Origin of the sequence: Amycolatopsis camponoti (assembly GCF_902497555.1) — a bacterium.
GTDB lineage: Bacteria > Actinomycetota > Actinomycetes > Mycobacteriales > Pseudonocardiaceae > Amycolatopsis > Amycolatopsis camponoti.
In genome coordinates this window covers 917,942-933,564 of the sequence record NZ_CABVGP010000001.1, presented here as the reverse complement: position 1 = coordinate 933,564, position 15,623 = coordinate 917,942, and the positions used below count along the sequence as shown (strand labels likewise).

The following is a 15,623-nucleotide window of genomic DNA, read 5'->3' as shown; positions in this document are numbered from 1 at the left end:
GCTCAGTGGGCCCGATCGTGTCCGAAGATCCTTATCCGGGCTGACCGAACGCTTCCGGCCAGACGTCCCGGTAGGCCGGCACGCCACCGGCCGTCGTCGCCGCCAGCAACCCGTGCACCATCGCCCGCGCGAACACCCTCGCCGCCGCCGAGCACAGCGCGTCCAGCGCCGCCGGACGCGCCGCTGCGCCGAACGGGCCGCTCGCGTCCGGCAGCTCGTGCGCTCCCGTGGCCAGCGCGAACACCGTGTCGCCGTCGAACATCGTGTGGGCCGGGCGCACCGCGCGCGCCAGCCCGTCCTGGGCCGCGACCGCGATCCGCCGCGCCTCGGCCTTCGACAGCGCCGCGTCCACCGCGACCACGCCGATCGTCGTGTTCAGGTCGGTCCGCCGCGACGGCAGGTCAGCGGCGCGCGAAGGCCACGTCACGCCGAAGTCGCCGTGGTCGGCCGCGAACGCGCGGCCCGTCGAGAGGTCCACGGCCTCGCCCGCCGCGTTGACCGCCGCGATCGCCCCGACCGTGAACTCGCCGACGACCTCGCTCGCGGACCCGATCCCGCCCTTCAGCGACCCGACGGCCGCCCCCGCGCCCGCACCGACCGTCCCCGAAGCGAACGACTCCGAAGCCGCTTCACAGGCCGCGTAGCCGAAGGACGCGTCAGGCCGGTTGCCCCACTCGCTGCGCGGCAGGTCGAACAGCACCGCCGCGGGCACGATCGGCACGACCTCGTGCGGCTGCGCGCCCACCGGGAAACCCAGGTTCCGCTCGGCGAGCCACCGCATGACGCCGTCGGCCGCGGCCAGCCCGTACGCCGACCCACCCGAGAGGCAGACCGCGTTGACCCGCTGCACCAGGTTCTCCGGCTCCAGCAGGTTCGTCTCGCGCGTGCCGGGCGCGCCGCCGCGCTGGTCGACCGCGCCGACCGCGCCGTCGGGGACCAGGACCACCGTCGTCCCGGTGGCCCAGCCGTCGCCGACCCGCTCGTGGTGCCCGACCAGGACACCCGGCACGTCGGTGATCATCCGGTCAGCGCCTGGATCAGCGTCTCCTGCACCCAGGTCAGCCAGTGGTAGACGCCGAGGTGCGGCGCCCGCGGGTCGTCTTCGGGCAGCTCGTCGGGCATGTCGTCGGTGACGTCGAGCGCGGTGCCGAGCGCCAGCCGGACGTCGTTGAGCGCGCCGAGCCAGGCGTCGGCCTGCTCCTCGGTCAGCCGGACGTGACCGCCGTCGCGGGGCAGCGTGTCGAGCACGATCTTGGCCACGCCGACCTTCATGTCCAGCAGCTCCGGCTCGTGCAGCGAACGCATCGCCGCGGCGGAGTCGAGGTCCTCGCGGGTCGGGTTGTCCGGGTCGAGCTTGTGGAAGTCCGGGAGCAGCCGCGAAAGCACGGGGTCGTCCGGGGACTCGGTCGGCCCGATCCGGATGCCGGTCAGCTCGGCGAGCTCGTCCTGGGGCGCCTCTTCGGCGCGCGCGGTGAGCATGTCCTCGAGCTGGCTGACCAGCCCGCGCAGCACCGCGGCTTCCTGCTGCTCGAAGCCCGCGTGGATCACCGCGCCCTTGCGCCGCCACCCGTTCACGAGGTCTGCTCCATCGTGGCCCACAGGCCCGCCGCGTGGAGCTTCGCCACGTCGGTCTCCACCTTCTCCTTGGTGCCGGACGAGACGATCGCCTTGCCCTTGTGGTGCACGTCCAGCATGAGCTTGGTGGCGTGGTCGCGCCCGTACCCGAACAGCTTCTGGAAGACGTACGTGACGTACGACATCAGGTTGACGGGGTCGTTCCACACCACCGTCCGCCAGGGTGTGTCCGACTCGGCGAGCTCGGCACCGGCCGGCTCGACCTGCGTCTGCTCGGCTGCGACAGGCATGGACATGCACCCCATGGTGTCACGGGGGCGACAGGGTACGCCGCGCCAGGTCCGGCCATGTGGGTGAATAGGCTGACCCCATGGGTTCACCGGAGCCGGCCACGACCAGCACTGCGCTGCTCACCGACCACTACGAGCTGACCATGCTGGGCAGCGCGCTCGCCGATGGGACGCACGCGCGGCCCTGCGTGTTCGAGGTGTTCGCCCGGCGCTTGCCGGACGGACGCCGCTACGGCGTCGTCGCGGGTACCGCCCGTGTCCTCGACGCGATCGCGGACTTCCGCTTCACCGACGCCGAGCTGTCGCAGCTGGAGGCGACCGCGGTCGTCGACGACGCGACGCTCTCCTGGCTCGCCGGCTACGAGTTCTCGGGCGACATCGACGGCTACCCCGAGGGCGAGCTGTACTTCCCCGGTTCGCCGCTGCTCACCGTCTCCGGCTCGTTCGCCGAGTGCGTGCTGCTCGAGACGCTGGTGCTGTCGATCCTCAACCACGACAGCGCGATCGCGTCCGCGGCGGCCCGGATGTCCGGGGCCGCGCACGGCCGCCCGATCATCGAGATGGGCGGGCGACGCACGCACGAATACGCGGCGGTCGCGGCGGCGCGGGCCGCCTACCTGGCCGGCTTCGCGACGACGTCCAACCTCGAAGCCGGGCGCCGCTACGGAATCCCGACGCGCGGCACCGTCGCGCACGCCTTCACACTGCTGCACGACAGCGAGGAAGAGGCGTTCCGCTCGCAGGTCGACAAGATGGGTGCGGACACGACGCTGCTCGTCGACACCTACGACATCACCGCCGGCATCGAGACGGCGGTCCGCGTCGCCGGGCCCGAGCTGGGCGCGATCCGGATCGACTCGGGTGACGTCGGCCCGCTCGCCCGCCGCGCCCGCGAGCAGCTGGACTCCCTCGGGGCGAAGGACACCCGGATCGTCGTCTCCGGCGACCTCGACGAGCACGCCATCGCGGCGCTGCGCGCGGAGCCCGTGGACGCGTACGGCGTCGGCACCTCGGTGGTCACCGGCTCCGGCGCGCCGACCGCCGGGATGGTCTACAAGCTGGTCGAGGTGGACGGCAAGCCGGTCGCCAAGCGCAGCGCCCACAAGGAGTCGCGCGGCGGGCGCAAGTCCGCGCTGCGGCGCCACCGCGGCACCGGCACGGCGGTCGAGGAGGTCGTGTGGACCACGGCGGGCGGCGCGCCCGAGCCCGAGCCCACCGACCGCCCGCTGCAGATCCCGCTGATCCGCGGTGGCCGCGTGGAGGCGGACCTGCCTACGCTCGACGATGCCAGGCAGCGGCTGCGCCGCGGCCTGGTCAGCCTGCCGTGGGAGGGCCTCAAGCTCTCTCACGGCGAGCCCGCCATCCCGACCCAGTTCTTGTAAAGACTTTTTGTAAAGACACTGTCTCTGAAACGGAGTCCGACCATGGGTACCGCGCTGATCGTGGTGGACGTGCAGAACGACTTCTGCGAAGGGGGTTCGCTCGGCCTGCCGGGCGGGGCCGCCGCGGCCGCCGCCATCTCGAAGCAGGCCGCCGAGGGCGGGTACAGCCACGTCGTGGCCACCCGGGACAACCACATCGACCCGGGCGCCCACTTCAGCGAGACGCCCGACTTCAAGGACAGCTGGCCGGTGCACTGCGTCGCCGGCACGCCGGGCGCGTCGTTCCACCCCGCGCTCGACGTCGTCCCGATCGGCGAGGTCTTCTCCAAGGGCGAGTACAGCGCCGCCTACTCCGGCTTCGAGGGCGCGGCCCGCGACGGGAAGTCCCTGGAAGCCTGGCTGCGCGAGCACGACGTCACCGACGTCGACGTCGTCGGCATCGCCACGGACTTCTGCGTCCGCGCGACGGCGCTCGACGCGGCTCGTGCCGGCTTCGGGGTCCGGGTGCTGCTGGACCTGACCGTCGGCGGCTCGCAGCCGACGGTGGACGCGACGATCGAGGACTTCGACCAGGCCGGGGTCACCCACACCGGCATGGCGTTCGTCGGGTCGGCGGAGTGAAGGACCTGCGGGCCTCGCTGGCCGAACACCGGCTGGTCGCGATCCTGCGCGCGCCCGACGCGGCCCGCTTCGCCGACGCGGCGATGGTGCTGCACGCGGCGGGCGTCCGCCTGCTCGAAGCGACGCTGACGACGCCGGGCGCGCCCGCGGCGATCACCGCGCTGCGCCTCGCTCTCGGCGAAGACGCGCTGATCGGCGCGGGCAGCGTCCGCGAACCGTCCGATGTGGACATCGCGGTCGACGCGGGCGCCGCGTACCTGATCACGCCGACGGTGAACCCGGCCGTCCTGGAGCGCGCCGCCGACCTGGACACCCCGGTGGTCTGCGGCGCGCTGACGCCGACGGAGATCGACCAGGCCTGGCGCCTCGGCGCAGCCGCGGTCAAGGTGTTCCCGGTCGCGGCGGTGGGCGGGGTCGCCTACCTGCGCGCGATCCGGGCGCCGCTGCCGGACGTCCCGCTGGTCCCGACCGGCGGCGTCCACCTGGCCGACGTCGAGGGCTACCTGCGAGCGGGCGCGATCGCGATCGCGGCGGCGACCCCGTTGCTGGGCGACGCGCTCTCGCCGAGCGGCAGCCTGCCGGACCTGGCCGCGCGGGCGGGCGAGTTCGTCGCGGCGGCCGGCCGCTTCGCCACGGCTTGACCGGCCCCGAGGCGCTACTTCTTCCCGAACGGGTCGCAGGCGGCCGTGCCCAGGTAGATGTCGCCGCTCGCCGGGCCGCCCTGCGGGAACAGCTTGATGTGCACCGCGTGCGTCACCAGGCTGCCGTCCGGCGGCTGGGGCGTCACGGTCTCGTTGAGGATCACCGTCGCCAGCGCGGTGCCCGCCGGGCCGCCCGGGATGACGATCCGGTCGTTCGGCGGGATCTGCGCGGGCACGGTGATCCCCTCGACCGCGCCGATCGCGACCTCGCCGAGGCTGCCGGTCTCCGTCGTCGCGCACTTGGCCGAGTAGGTGCGCACGGACAGCGCCGGGCCACCGAAGCGCTTCAGCACGCTGGTCGCGAACCGGTGCCCGGACGCCTGCGCGACCGACACCGCGCCGGACCGGCCGCAGCCGGTCTCGCCGACGCCGAACACCGCGATGTCGCCGGTCTCGCCGCCGGGCGTCCGGGCGCTGTAGGGACCGTCGACGGTGCATTTCGCCAGCTCACCGGTGACGATGTGCTCGTTGTCGATGGTCACGTCGATCGCGCCGGAAGACGCCCATCCGGTGGACGCGCCCGACGCGGCGGCGGCCAGGAACGGCGTGGCCAGCGTCGTCACCGCCAGCAACCGGAATGTCCTCTTCCTGGCGTTTCGCATGCACCGGCCTCCTCGGTCGCGTGACAGTTCGTAGTCACCCCCTTCGTCATCGGCAGGCCCGGGGCCATCCCTGATCGGGTCCACCCGGACGAGTGGACGGTGAGGAACGCAACTTCCGGGTTTTTCCCGAGGTAACGAGCGTTAACGTCGGCTGTCTGATCACCCAGGGAGGTTCTGTGTCTTCGCTGTCCTTCGCCGGCAAGCGGCCCGTGCTGGCCGACCTCGTGCCCGGCTCCCTCGTCCGGGACATCGCGCTGGTCGCCGGCGGTGCCGTGCTCACCGGTGCCGCCGCGCAGCTGACCATCCCGGTGCCGGGCAGCCCGGTGCCGATGACCGGCCAGACGTTCGCCGCGCTGCTCGTCGGCGCGTCGCTCGGCATGTCGCGCGGCGCCGCGTCGATGCTCGTGTACCTGCTCGTCGGCGCCGTGGGCGTGCCGTGGTTCCAGCACGGCACCGCGGGCCTGTCCGGCGCGAGCGCCGGCTACATCGTCGGGTTCGTCTTCGCCGGCGCGCTGGTCGGCGCGCTCGCCGGCCGCGGCGGCGACCGGACGCCGGTGCGCACCGCGGGCACCATGGTGCTCGGCAACGTCGTGATCTACGCGTTCGGCGTGCCGTGGCTGATGGCGTCCACCGGGTTCGACCTGTCGACGGCGTTCGCCAAGGGCGTGACGCCGTTCCTGGTCGGGGACGCGATCAAGATCGTCGTGGCCGCCGGCCTGCTGCCGCTGACCTGGAAGCTGGTCTCCGGCCGTAATCAGGACTGAGTGCTCGCCGCGGGACCTTCCGCACGGGAGGTCCCGCGACGCGAGTGGCCCGTTCGCGACGGAGCGCCGCTCTTTGTCGGAGGCGGCGGCTAATGTGTCGCTGTGCCCGCTCGAACTGACTTCCCCGGCGTCCTCGAACTCCTCACCCACGCGGTGGAGTCCGTCGGAGGTGCCGAGCGCCCGGGGCAGGTCGAGATGGCGGACGCCGTCGGCCGCGCCATCCGCACCGGCGAGCACCTGGCCGTGCAGGCCGGCACCGGCACCGGCAAGTCCTTGGCCTACCTCGTTCCCGCGATCCGGCACGCCGTCGAGAAGGAAGCCACCGTCGTGGTCTCGACGGCGACGATCGCGTTGCAGCGCCAGCTCGTCGACCGCGATCTCCCGCGCCTGGCGAAGGCGCTGAAGAAGCCGCTGGGCCGCGAACCGACCTTCGCGATCCTCAAGGGCCGCCGCAACTACATGTGCCTGCACCGCCTGGACTCCGGCGCGCCGGACGAGCCGGAGGACGCCCAGCTCTTCGATCCGTTCGCGGTGTCGCGCCTCGGCAAGGAGGTCACGCGGCTGCGGGAGTGGGCGTCGGACACCGAAACCGGCGACCGCGACGAGCTCGTCCCCGGCGTCACCGACCAGGCGTGGCGCCAGGTGTCCGTGACGGCGAAGGAATGTCTCGGCGCTTCGCGCTGCCCGATCGGCACGGACTGCTTCGCCGAGAAGGCCCGCGCCGAGGCCGGCCGCGCCGACGTCATCGTCACCAACCACGCGCTGCTGGCGATCGACGCCCTGCAGGGCTACCAGGTCCTGCCGGACCACGACGTCGTGATCATCGACGAGGCGCACGACCTCGTCGACCGCGTCACTTCCGTCGCCACCGGCGAGCTGACCAGCGCGATGTGCGCGTCGGCCGCGCGCCGCTGCGGCAAGCTGATCGACGCCGACGTCGCCGACAGCCTCCTGGAAGCGGGAGACGGGCTGGCGCTGATCGTCGACGACCTGCCCCCGGGCCGGATGGACGAGCTGCCGCAGCCGCTGAAGGGGGCCATCCCGGCGATCCGCGACGCCGCGCACCGGTGCATCACGTCGCTGGGATCCGATCGCAAGGAGGACCTCGAAGGGGCCACCGCGCGGAAGCTGGCGCGCTCGCTGCTCGACGAGGTGCACGACACCGCGGTCCGCCTGCTGGAGGCGTTCGACGACGACCAGGCGCACCAGCGCGACGTCGTCTGGCTCGCCGGCGACAAGTACGCGTCGAACCCGCGGCCGCCGGCGCTGAAGGTGGCGCCGCTGGGCGTCGCCGGGCTGTTGCGCGAGCGCGTCTTCAACCTGCACACGACGGTCCTGACGTCGGCGACGCTGACCCTCGGCGGGACGTTCGACACCATGGCGCGCCAGTGGGGCCTCCCGCCGGCCGCTCGCGTCGAAAAGGCGCCAGGAGCCGCGACCGACAAGGAAGCGCCGTCCGACGACTCCGGCCCGAAGTGGACCGGCCTGGACGTCGGGTCGCCGTTCGACCACCGGAAGAACGGCATCCTGTACCTGGCCAAGCACCTGCCGCCGCCGGGCCGCGACGGCCTCGCGACGTCCACAATGGACGAACTGGCCGAGCTGATCGAGGCCGCGGGCGGGCGCACGCTGGGGCTGTTCTCCTCGATGCGCGCGGCCAAGCAGGCGGCCGAGGAGATGCGCGAGCGGCTCGACTTCCCGATCCTCTGCCAGGGCGAGGACGCGACGTCGCTGCTGGTCCAGAAGTTCTCCGAGGACGTCCGCACGTGCCTGTTCGGCACGCTGAGCCTGTGGCAGGGCGTGGACGTCCCCGGTCCGTCGCTGCAGCTCGTGGTGGTCGACCGGATCCCGTTCCCGCGCCCGGACGACCCGGTCTCCTCGGCCCGGCAGCGCGCGGTGGAAGCCCGCGGCGGCAACGGGTTCCTCACCGTGGCGGCCACGCACGCGGCTTTGCTGCTGGCGCAGGGCACCGGCCGGCTGCACCGTTCGGTCAGCGACCGCGGGGTGGTCGCGGTGCTGGATTCGCGGCTCGCGAACGCCCGCTACGGCGGATTCCTCCGTGCTTCGCTGCCTCCGTTCTGGCCGACGATGGACCCGAAGGTCGCGCGCGAAGCGCTGCGCCGGCTGGACGCAGCCGCGCCCGCGTGACGCGGTCCACAACACCGACCGGTACGGTGAAGCAACCGAAGCAATAAAGGGAGCACCGGTTGACCCAGGATTCGTCCAGCGCACAGTCCCGGACCGTCAGTGTCGACGACACCGGCGTACGGCGGCGGCTCGCGGACGGCAGCGAAGAAGCTGTCACGTGGGCCGGCCTGTCGTCGGTGATGGTCCGCGTGATCCCCGACGGCCCGTGGAACGAAGACGTGTTCTTCATGCTGGTCGGAACGGACGGCAAGGGCACGGCGGTCCCGAGCGGCGACCCGGCGGCCGACGCCCTGATCGAGCGCCTGCAGTCCTTGCCCGGCTTCGACAACGAGAAGTTCATCGAGGCCATGACGACCGACGCCGACCAGGCTTACGTGGTCTGGGAATCCAGCGAGAACTAGGCCTCCGGGAAGCTCTCCGTCACCGGAATCCCCTTCTTGAGCGTCCGGCTCACCGTGCACAGCCGCTCGATCGCGCGATCCACGGCACCGGCCAGCGCCTCCCGCTGATCCGCCGCCAAAGTCGACACGTCGACATCGAAGGCCACGTGCACCGCGTCCAGCTCCGAAGCGCCCTCACGGCGATCGGCACTCACGGCCACGCGGAACTTCGCGTCTTCGCCCACTCGCCGCGTGATCAGCTCCTCGGCGGTCACCGCACTGCAGCCCGCTGCCGCGATCTGCAGCAGTTCCGCGGGCGAGAACGCCCCTTCGGCGCCGGTGCGGCCCAGCCGCACCTCGGCGCCCCGGTCGTTGCGGCCGACGAAGGAGTGCTTGCCGTCGCGCTGTACTTCGAGTCCCATGCCCGCTCCAACCCGGTCAGGAAACCGCTTGTTCCGGCTCCCACTGGGCAAGAACCGTGATCGTGCCCGGATCGACCTCGGTGAACCCGGCGTCCCGGACGGCCACGACACGATCGCGCCGCCACGCTCCCTCCGGGTCGTCGCCGGGGTGCAGTTCCTTCCACTGCACCGGGCTCGCGGTGCGCACGGCGGTCCGGTATCCCCGCTCGGCCCAGCCGGCCAGCGCGGCGTCGTCCAGCAGCGCCGCGAGGATCATCGTGGCGTGCCCGACCTGCGCGGCGGCCTTGCCGACGGTCATCGGCGCGTGCGGGTTGAGCAGGAGCAGCGGGACGCCGGCGGGCAGCGGCCCGGGCTCGTCGGGCGGCAGCTCACTGCCCGAGATCTGCAGCCGCGAGACCTCCTTGGGCGCCTCGGCGACCAGGCCCGGCACCAGGGCCCGCGCCTCGGCGCCGTCGATCTCGACGGTGATGCCCGGCAGGTCCTGCACCGCCGCCCAGTGCGCACCTCGCGCGCGCCGCGCCACCTTGCGGATCCGGTTGTCCAGCCACGCGTGCATCGGCTCGGCCCACTCGCCACCGGGCTCCGAACGCTCATCGAGGCAGACCGCCAGCGCGGCGGCCGCGGCGGCCTCCAGCAGCGGCGTGCGGCCGGGCGGCTCGGCCCGTTCGATGCGCAGGATCACCGGCATCGCCCGGACTTCCTCCGGGAGCTCGTCGGAAGTGTCCGAAGTGTCTTCGGCCGGGAGCCCCAGCCAATACGCGTAGCGGGCGCCCAGGGGGTCGAGAACGCTGCTCACGGACGCATCAGCTCGAGCCCGTCGGCGGCGTCGGCCGCTTCGACCTCGCCGCGCGTGAGGCCGAGCACGAACAGCACGGCGTCGAGGTACGGGTGCGAGAGCGCCGTGTCAGCCACTTCGCGCAGCGCGGGCTTGGCGTTGAACGCGACGCCCATACCGGCCGCCGAAAGCATGTCGATGTCGTTGGCGCCATCCCCGACCGCGACGCACTGCTCGAGCGGGATGTCGTACTCGCCGGCGAAGCGGCGAAGCACCTTCGCCTTGCCGGCGCGGTCGACGACCTCCCCGACCACGCGCCCGGTGAGCTTGCCGTCGACGATCTCGAGCTCGTTCGCCGCCGCGAAGTCGAGGCCCAGCTCCTCCACCAGACGACCGATGACCTGCGTGAACCCGCCGGACACCACCCCGGTCTTGAACCCCATCCGCTTGAGCGTGCGGATCGTCGTGCGCGCCCCCGGGGTCAGCTCGATGGACGCGGCGACCTCGTCGATCGCCGACGCGGGCAGGCCCTCCAGCAGCGCGACCCGCCGTTCGAGCGATTCGGTGAAGTTCAGCTCACCGCGCATGGCGGCCTCGGTGATCTCGCGGATCTCCGGCTCGACGCCGGCGTGCGCGCCCAGCATTTCGATGACCTCGCCCTGGATGAGCGTCGAGTCGACGTCGAAGACGACCATCCGCTTCGCCCGGCGCGTGATCCCGGCCCGCTCGACGGCGATGTCGACGCCCACCTCGACCGCGGCGTCGGCGAGCTCCGAGCGCAGGGCGGCGTCGGCCTCCCGGGTGTCCCGGTCGACCGAGACGTACAGCTCCAGCCCGGTCACCGGGTAGTCGGCGACGCTGCGGATCGCGTCGATGTTGGCGCCCAGCGAAGCCAGCCGGCGCGCGACCTCCGAGAAGCCCCGCGCGGTGACCGGACGGCCCAGCACCACCAGCACGTGGGTGGAGTCGCTGCGGCCCAGCGCGAACGGGTCGTCCCCGATCGCCGAGCCGATCTTGACCTCGACCTGCATGCCGACGGACGCCATCGCCTGCTCGACCGACTCCTGCAGGCCCTCCGGGTCGCGGTACACGCCGGCGAGCACGCCGAGCACCAGCTGCCCGCGGATGACGACCTGCTCGACGTCGAGCACGTCGACGTCGTGGCGGGTCAGCACGGCGAACAGCACGGACGAGACGCCCGGCTTGTCGGGGCCGGTGGTCGTGATCAGGACGGGGGTCTGGGTCACTGGTCATCCCTCGTTCGGCGACGCTGCACAGTCAGTCTGCCGGTCCGGCCGCGGACATAAGTAGAGCGCGTGCCCGGCTTCACAAAAGCCGGGCACGCGCTCACTCGATCAGGTGCTACTTGTCGTCGCCTTGCTCGCTCGCGTTGTCCTTGGAGTGGTCTCCCGGGATCACCGCTTCGGTGAGCAGCTGCGACGGGGCCGAGTGGCTGTTGACCTTCTGCTTCCCGAAGAAGCCGATCTCACCCTCGTTGTGGATGCGTTCGATCATGTGCGGGTAGTGCAGCTCGAACGCGGGCCGCTCGGAGCGGATCCGGGGCAGCTCGGTGAAGTTGTGCCGCGGCGGCGGGCAGGACGTCGCCCATTCGAGCGAGTTGCCGTAGCCCCACGGGTCGTCCACCGTGACGATCTCGCCGTACCGGTAGCTCTTGAAGACGTTCCAGATGAACGGCAGCGTCGAGGCACCGAGGATGTACGCGCCGATCGTCGAGATCGTGTTCAGCGTGGTGAAACCGTCACTGGTCAGGTAGTCCGCGTACCGGCGCGGCATGCCCTCCGCGCCCAGCCAGTGCTGGACGAGGAACGTGCCGTGGAAGCCGATGAACGTGGTCCAGAAGTGCCACTTGCCGAGCTTCTCGTCCATCATCCGGCCGGTGATCTTCGGGAACCAGAAGTAGATGCCGGCGAAGGTGGCGAACACGATCGTGCCGTAGAGCACGTAGTGGAAGTGCGCGACGACGAAGTAGCTGTCCGACACGTGGAAGTCGATCGCCGGCGCGGCCAGCATGATGCCGGTCAGGCCGCCGAAGAGGAACGTGACGATGAAGCCCATCGAGAAGATCATCGGCGTCTCGAAGGACAGCTGGCCCTTCCACATCGTGCCGATCCAGTTGAAGAACTTCACGCCGGTCGGGACCGCGATCAGGAACGTCATGAAGGAGAAGAACGGCAGCAGCACGGCGCCGGTGGCGTACATGTGGTGCGCCCACACCGCGACCGACAGCGCCGCGATGGCCAGCGTCGCCCAGACCAGGCTCTTGTAGCCGAACATGGGCTTGCGGCTGAACACCGGGAAGATCTCAGACACGATCCCGAAGAACGGTAGCGCGACGATGTAGACCTCTGGATGGCCGAAGAACCAGAACAGGTGCTGCCAGAGGATCACCCCGCCGTTTTCGGGGTCGAACACATGCGCACCCAAGTGCCGGTCCGCCAGCAGGCCCATCAGGGCCGCGGTCAGGATCGGGAAGGCGAGCAGGATCAGGATCGACGTCACCAGGATGTTCCAGGTGAAGATCGGCATCCGGTACATCGTCATGCCCGGCGCGCGCAGGCAGACCACGGTGGTGACCATGTTGACCGCGCCGAGGATGGTGCCGAGACCGGAGACCACCAGGCCGGAGATCCACAGGTCCGCGCCGACGCCCGGCGAGTGGATCGCGTCCGACAGCGGGGTGTAGGCGAACCAGCCGAAGTCGGCGGCGCCACCCGGCGTCAGGAAGCCCGACAGCACGATCAGGCCGCCGAAGAGGTACAGCCAGTACGAGAACGCGTTCAGCCGCGGGAACGCGACGTCCGGCGAGCCGATCTGCAGCGGGAGCACGAAGTTCGCGAAGCCGAAGAGGATCGGGGTCGCGTACAGCAGCAGCATCACCGTGCCGTGCATGGTGAACAACTGGTTGTACTGCTCCTGCGACAGGAACTGCTGCCCGGGTCGCGCCAGCTCGGTACGGATGAGCATGGCCATCGCGCCGCCCGCCATGAAGAAGGCGAACGACGTGACCAGGTACATGATCCCGATCTGCTTGTGGTCCGTCGTGCGGAACAACCGCAGCAGGTACGAACCCTTGACCGACTCGCGCGCGGGGTACGGGCGCGTCGCGATCGGCTTGGGGGCTACGGCCGTCACTCCTGCCTCCAACACTCAAACCTCGTGGTGGTCATCGTCCGGCCGCCGAGGTGGGCAACGCCCGGTTCAGCGGTCAAGGGGGATCGTAGCCCTCGCTACCGACAGTCGCGCGCACCGGCTGGCAAGATCGGTCCGTGGCCGACGAATACACGCGCGCCGCGGTTCGCGCGGCACTGACCGTGACCTCCCGGCTGGGCCTGCGCGAGCACGAGCCCGAGGTCCTCCACGAACGCTCGAACGTGCTGGTGAAGCTGGGTCCGCTGGTCGCGCGGGTGCCGGGGACCACCCGCCTCGCGCGACCCGGGCCGGCCTGGCAGGAGCGGGACGTGGCCCTCTCCCGGTTCCTCACCGAACGTGGTGTGCTCGTCGTCTCACCGGCCACGGATCCCCCGGTCGGAACGCATTTCGCCGAGGGCCTGCCGGTCACGCTCTGGCACCACACCCCGCACGATCCGGACCACCGGTACGCACCGGACGTCGTCGCGCGCTCGCTCGCCGAAGTGCACTCCGCGTTGCGGGACTACCCGGGCGAACTGCCCCGGCGAGGCCCGCTCGACGACCTCGATCGGATCTTCGACCGGCACGACCTGGACGGCGAAGCGCCCCGGTTGCGCGCGGAGGCCGACCGGCTCGCCGAGGCGCTCCCGGACGTCGCCGTGCAGCCACTGCACGGCGATGCGCACCCCGGCAACCTGATCGCCACCCCCGCCGGCCCCTGCTGGCTGGACTTCGAGGACACCTGGCTCGGGCCGCTGGCCTGGGACCTCGGGATCCTCGCCCGGCAGGGCGGCCCGGAGTTCCTGGCCGCCTACCCCGGCGAGCCGGCCGGCGCCTCGGTCGAGCCCTGGGTCCGCCTCCGCGAGCTCTACTCGGTCGTGTGGCAGTACGTCATCGCGATCCGGTTCCCGCACCGGCTCCCCGGCGCCCGTTCGGCGCTCGCCGCCTACTTCTCGTGAGTCGCCGGGTACCAGGAGAGGATCGCCTCGACCACGCCCGCCGGGTCCTCCAGCGGGGTCAGGTGCCCGACTTCGGGGAGCACCACGAGCGTCGCGCCAGGCATGGCCTCGACCATCGCGCTCGCCGCCGCGACCGGGGTGATCGGGTCCTCTTCGCCGACGACGACCAGCGCGGGGACGCCCGCGTCGCGCAGCAGCTCGAGGGAATCCGGCCGGGTCCGCAGCGCCAGTGCCGTCCACGAGATCCCGGCGGACGGCTGTGATTCGATGATCACCCGGACGTCCTCGACGATGTCCGGCCGACGCTCGCGCGTCGACCCGGCCAGCAGGTTCGGCAGGTTGGCCTCAGCGAGCCAGCCGCCGATGCCCTCGTCGTCGACGCGCTTGGCCACGTCGAGCCGGCTTTGCGCGGCCTCGGGCGTGTCGGGCGTCGCCTTGGTGTCGATGAGCACGAGCCCGCCGACCCGCTCGGGTGCCAGCCGCAGCACGGCCATCGCGAGGTAGCCGCCCATCGAGCAGCCGCCGAGCACGACCCGGTCCAGCTCCAGGCGGTCCAGCAGAGCGACGACGTCGCGCGCGGCGTCCTCGAGACTCGGCTCGCGATCGGACTCCGGCAGCGGCGAGCGGCCCAGCCCGCGCTGGTCCGGGGTGATCACCCGAAGGTGTGATGCGAGGGGCTCGCGCACCGCGTTCCACATGCGGGCGTCCAGGGGAAAGGCGTGGAGGAGAACCAGCGGCAGTTCCGTCATGCGGGCCATTTTGTCGGACCCCCGCGCTAGCTTCGCCGATGTGTTCACCGACATCGAAACCGACCGGCTGCTGCTGCGTCCGCTCCACGAGGCGGACCGGCAGGCGATGGTCGACATCCACACGGATCCGCGCACCAACCGCTTCCACCCGGACCCGCCCGACGTCCCGCGCGCGTCGGCGATGTTCTCGGAGTGGCTGGCGCACTGGGCCGAGCACGGCTTCGGCTACCCGGCGGTGACCGAGCGCGGCGGCACCGAGGTGATCGGCATGTGCGGAGTGCGGCTGCGGGAGTTCCACGGCGAGAAGGTGCTGAACCTCGGCTACCGGTTCCGGCCGTCGGCGTGGGGCAAGGGGTACGCGGGCGAGGCCGGGCTGGCGGTCCTCGGGTGGTGTGCCCGCGAGCTGCCGTCCGTGCCGGTGCTGGCGAGCGTGAGCGTCGACAACAAGCCGTCGCTGCGGGTGGCGGAGCGGCTCGGCTTCACCGAGTACACGGAGGAGATGTACGACGGCGCGATGTCGCGGCACTACCGGCGCTGAGCCGGGCGATCTTTGACAACTCCAGAAGGAATGGCGTCACCGGCGGCGGTTCGGCCGCCGGCGCGCCCGGGCGTCCCAGCAGGCCCGGTGCCAGTGCCGCCGGTCGGCGACGGAGCCGGTCTCGTCGGCGGGCCAGACGACGAGGTGCGGCGTGCCCGGCCGGATCTCGTGGTCGCAGCCGGGGCACCGGTAGTCCTTGGTGGCCTGCGAGCCGGGCACGGTCCGCACGAGCCAGTCGCCGTCGGACCCGGACTCGGCGCGGGCCCAGCCGGTCGCGGCACCGAGTTCGCGTTCGGGCGGCCCGCCGTCCGCGCGGCGGCCGGGACGATTCCGTCGAGGCACCCCCGAACGGTAACCGCCACCCGCTCCCGCCCACCCGCCCCTCCAGACCCACGAGTCGTCCACCCAGGTACGCGTGTCGTCCACCCAGGTACGCGAGTCGTCCATCTGGATACGCGAGTCGTCCGCCCGAGTACGCGAGTCGACCCTCCAATCACGCGTGATGCCCCTCCAATCACGCGAGATGCCCCCGCAATCACGCGAGATGCCCGTCCCGTCACGCGTGAT

The 15,623-nt window shown here is 71.7% G+C and carries 18 protein-coding genes; 8 read left to right on the top strand and 10 right to left on the bottom strand.

From position 1 onward, the window contains the following. Positions 1-31: 31 nt before the first annotated feature. Genes AA23TX_RS04550 through clpS form a run of 3 tightly spaced genes read right to left on the bottom strand, consistent with a single transcriptional unit; the run spans position 32 to position 1,871 of the window. Entirely contained in the window at positions 32-1,021 is a 990-nt protein-coding gene (locus tag AA23TX_RS04550; protein WP_155541330.1) for a P1 family peptidase, read from the bottom strand. Then, positions 1,018-1,575 carry a DUF2017 domain-containing protein gene (locus tag AA23TX_RS04545; RefSeq protein WP_155541329.1) on the bottom strand — a complete coding sequence of 186 codons (558 nt, stop codon included), beginning with the start codon at positions 1,573-1,575 and terminating at the stop codon, positions 1,018-1,020. The genes AA23TX_RS04550 and AA23TX_RS04545 overlap by 4 nt, the downstream gene beginning before the upstream one ends. Beyond that, positions 1,572-1,871, bottom strand: a complete 300-nt coding sequence (gene clpS / locus AA23TX_RS04540; RefSeq protein ID WP_155541328.1) for an ATP-dependent Clp protease adapter ClpS — start codon at positions 1,869-1,871, stop codon at positions 1,572-1,574. Before clpS ends, AA23TX_RS04545 begins: the two co-directional genes overlap by 4 nt. Positions 1,872-1,945: 74 nt before the next feature. Between clpS and AA23TX_RS04535 the strand changes: the two genes are divergently transcribed. The 3 genes from AA23TX_RS04535 to AA23TX_RS04525 are packed head-to-tail and all read left to right on the top strand — an operon-like array spanning position 1,946 to position 4,509. After that, on the top strand, positions 1,946-3,247 hold the full coding sequence (locus tag AA23TX_RS04535; protein ID WP_155541327.1) for a nicotinate phosphoribosyltransferase: 1,302 nt from the start codon (positions 1,946-1,948) through the stop codon (positions 3,245-3,247). A gap of 42 nt (positions 3,248-3,289) precedes the next feature. Then, positions 3,290-3,868 (top strand): isochorismatase family protein, encoded by a 579-nt coding sequence (locus tag AA23TX_RS04530; RefSeq protein WP_155541326.1) that lies wholly within the window; start codon positions 3,290-3,292, stop codon positions 3,866-3,868. Further along, complete coding sequence (locus AA23TX_RS04525; RefSeq protein WP_155541325.1) at positions 3,865-4,509, top strand: bifunctional 4-hydroxy-2-oxoglutarate aldolase/2-dehydro-3-deoxy-phosphogluconate aldolase; 645 nt, start codon at positions 3,865-3,867, stop codon at positions 4,507-4,509. Before AA23TX_RS04530 ends, AA23TX_RS04525 begins: the two co-directional genes overlap by 4 nt. 14 nt (positions 4,510-4,523) lie before the next feature. On the opposite strand, the gene AA23TX_RS04520 is transcribed toward AA23TX_RS04525, so the two are convergent. Beyond that, entirely contained in the window at positions 4,524-5,141 is a 618-nt protein-coding gene (locus tag AA23TX_RS04520; RefSeq protein WP_155544247.1) for a choice-of-anchor P family protein, read from the bottom strand. A 206-nt stretch (positions 5,142-5,347) separates the two neighbouring features. Here AA23TX_RS04520 and AA23TX_RS04515 point away from each other — a divergent pair, with 206 nt between their 5' ends. The 3 genes from AA23TX_RS04515 (at position 5,348) to AA23TX_RS04505 (ending at position 8,484) form a co-directional block, all read left to right on the top strand. Continuing rightward, a complete protein-coding gene (locus AA23TX_RS04515; RefSeq protein WP_155541324.1) occupies positions 5,348-5,935 on the top strand; it encodes a biotin transporter BioY in 588 nt (195 codons plus the stop codon). A 102-nt stretch (positions 5,936-6,037) separates the two neighbouring features. Continuing rightward, positions 6,038-8,083, top strand: a complete 2,046-nt coding sequence (locus AA23TX_RS04510) for an ATP-dependent DNA helicase (protein ID WP_155541323.1) — start codon at positions 6,038-6,040, stop codon at positions 8,081-8,083. Between the two features lie 59 nt (positions 8,084-8,142). Next, on the top strand, positions 8,143-8,484 hold the full coding sequence (locus AA23TX_RS04505; protein WP_155541322.1) for a hypothetical protein: 342 nt from the start codon (positions 8,143-8,145) through the stop codon (positions 8,482-8,484). Here AA23TX_RS04505 and AA23TX_RS04500 read toward each other — a convergent pair. From AA23TX_RS04500 to ctaD, 4 genes are all read right to left on the bottom strand, one after another. Next, the gene (locus tag AA23TX_RS04500) at positions 8,481-8,885 is read right to left on the bottom strand and encodes an OsmC family protein (protein WP_155541321.1); all 405 of its coding nucleotides are present in this window, start codon (positions 8,883-8,885) and stop codon (positions 8,481-8,483) included. The genes AA23TX_RS04505 and AA23TX_RS04500 overlap by 4 nt on opposite strands. Positions 8,886-8,901: 16 nt before the next feature. Next, a complete protein-coding gene (locus AA23TX_RS04495) occupies positions 8,902-9,681 on the bottom strand; it encodes a peptidyl-tRNA hydrolase (RefSeq protein ID WP_155541320.1) in 780 nt (259 codons plus the stop codon). Continuing rightward, a complete protein-coding gene (gene serB / locus AA23TX_RS04490) occupies positions 9,678-10,907 on the bottom strand; it encodes a phosphoserine phosphatase SerB (RefSeq protein WP_155541319.1) in 1,230 nt (409 codons plus the stop codon). The genes AA23TX_RS04495 and serB overlap by 4 nt, the downstream gene beginning before the upstream one ends. Positions 10,908-11,022: 115 nt before the next feature. Continuing rightward, the gene (ctaD, locus tag AA23TX_RS04485) at positions 11,023-12,813 is read right to left on the bottom strand and encodes an aa3-type cytochrome oxidase subunit I (RefSeq protein WP_155541318.1); all 1,791 of its coding nucleotides are present in this window, start codon (positions 12,811-12,813) and stop codon (positions 11,023-11,025) included. A 134-nt stretch (positions 12,814-12,947) separates the two neighbouring features. On the opposite strand from ctaD, the gene AA23TX_RS04480 reads away from it, so the two are divergent. Continuing rightward, positions 12,948-13,769, top strand: a complete 822-nt coding sequence (locus tag AA23TX_RS04480) for a phosphotransferase family protein (RefSeq protein ID WP_155541317.1) — start codon at positions 12,948-12,950, stop codon at positions 13,767-13,769. Here the strand turns inward: AA23TX_RS04480 and AA23TX_RS04475 are convergent. Further along, positions 13,757-14,518 (bottom strand): alpha/beta fold hydrolase, encoded by a 762-nt coding sequence (locus tag AA23TX_RS04475; RefSeq protein WP_155541316.1) that lies wholly within the window; start codon positions 14,516-14,518, stop codon positions 13,757-13,759. The genes AA23TX_RS04480 and AA23TX_RS04475 overlap by 13 nt on opposite strands. On the opposite strand from AA23TX_RS04475, the gene AA23TX_RS04470 reads away from it, so the two are divergent. Further along, the gene (locus AA23TX_RS04470; RefSeq protein WP_155541315.1) at positions 14,517-15,056 is read left to right on the top strand and encodes a GNAT family N-acetyltransferase; all 540 of its coding nucleotides are present in this window, start codon (positions 14,517-14,519) and stop codon (positions 15,054-15,056) included. The two genes, AA23TX_RS04475 and AA23TX_RS04470, sit on opposite strands and share 2 nt — an antisense overlap. A 36-nt stretch (positions 15,057-15,092) precedes the next feature. On the opposite strand, the gene AA23TX_RS04465 is transcribed toward AA23TX_RS04470, so the two are convergent. After that, entirely contained in the window at positions 15,093-15,398 is a 306-nt protein-coding gene (locus tag AA23TX_RS04465; protein WP_155541314.1) for an Rv1322 family protein, read from the bottom strand. Between the last annotated feature and the right edge of the window lie 225 nt (positions 15,399-15,623).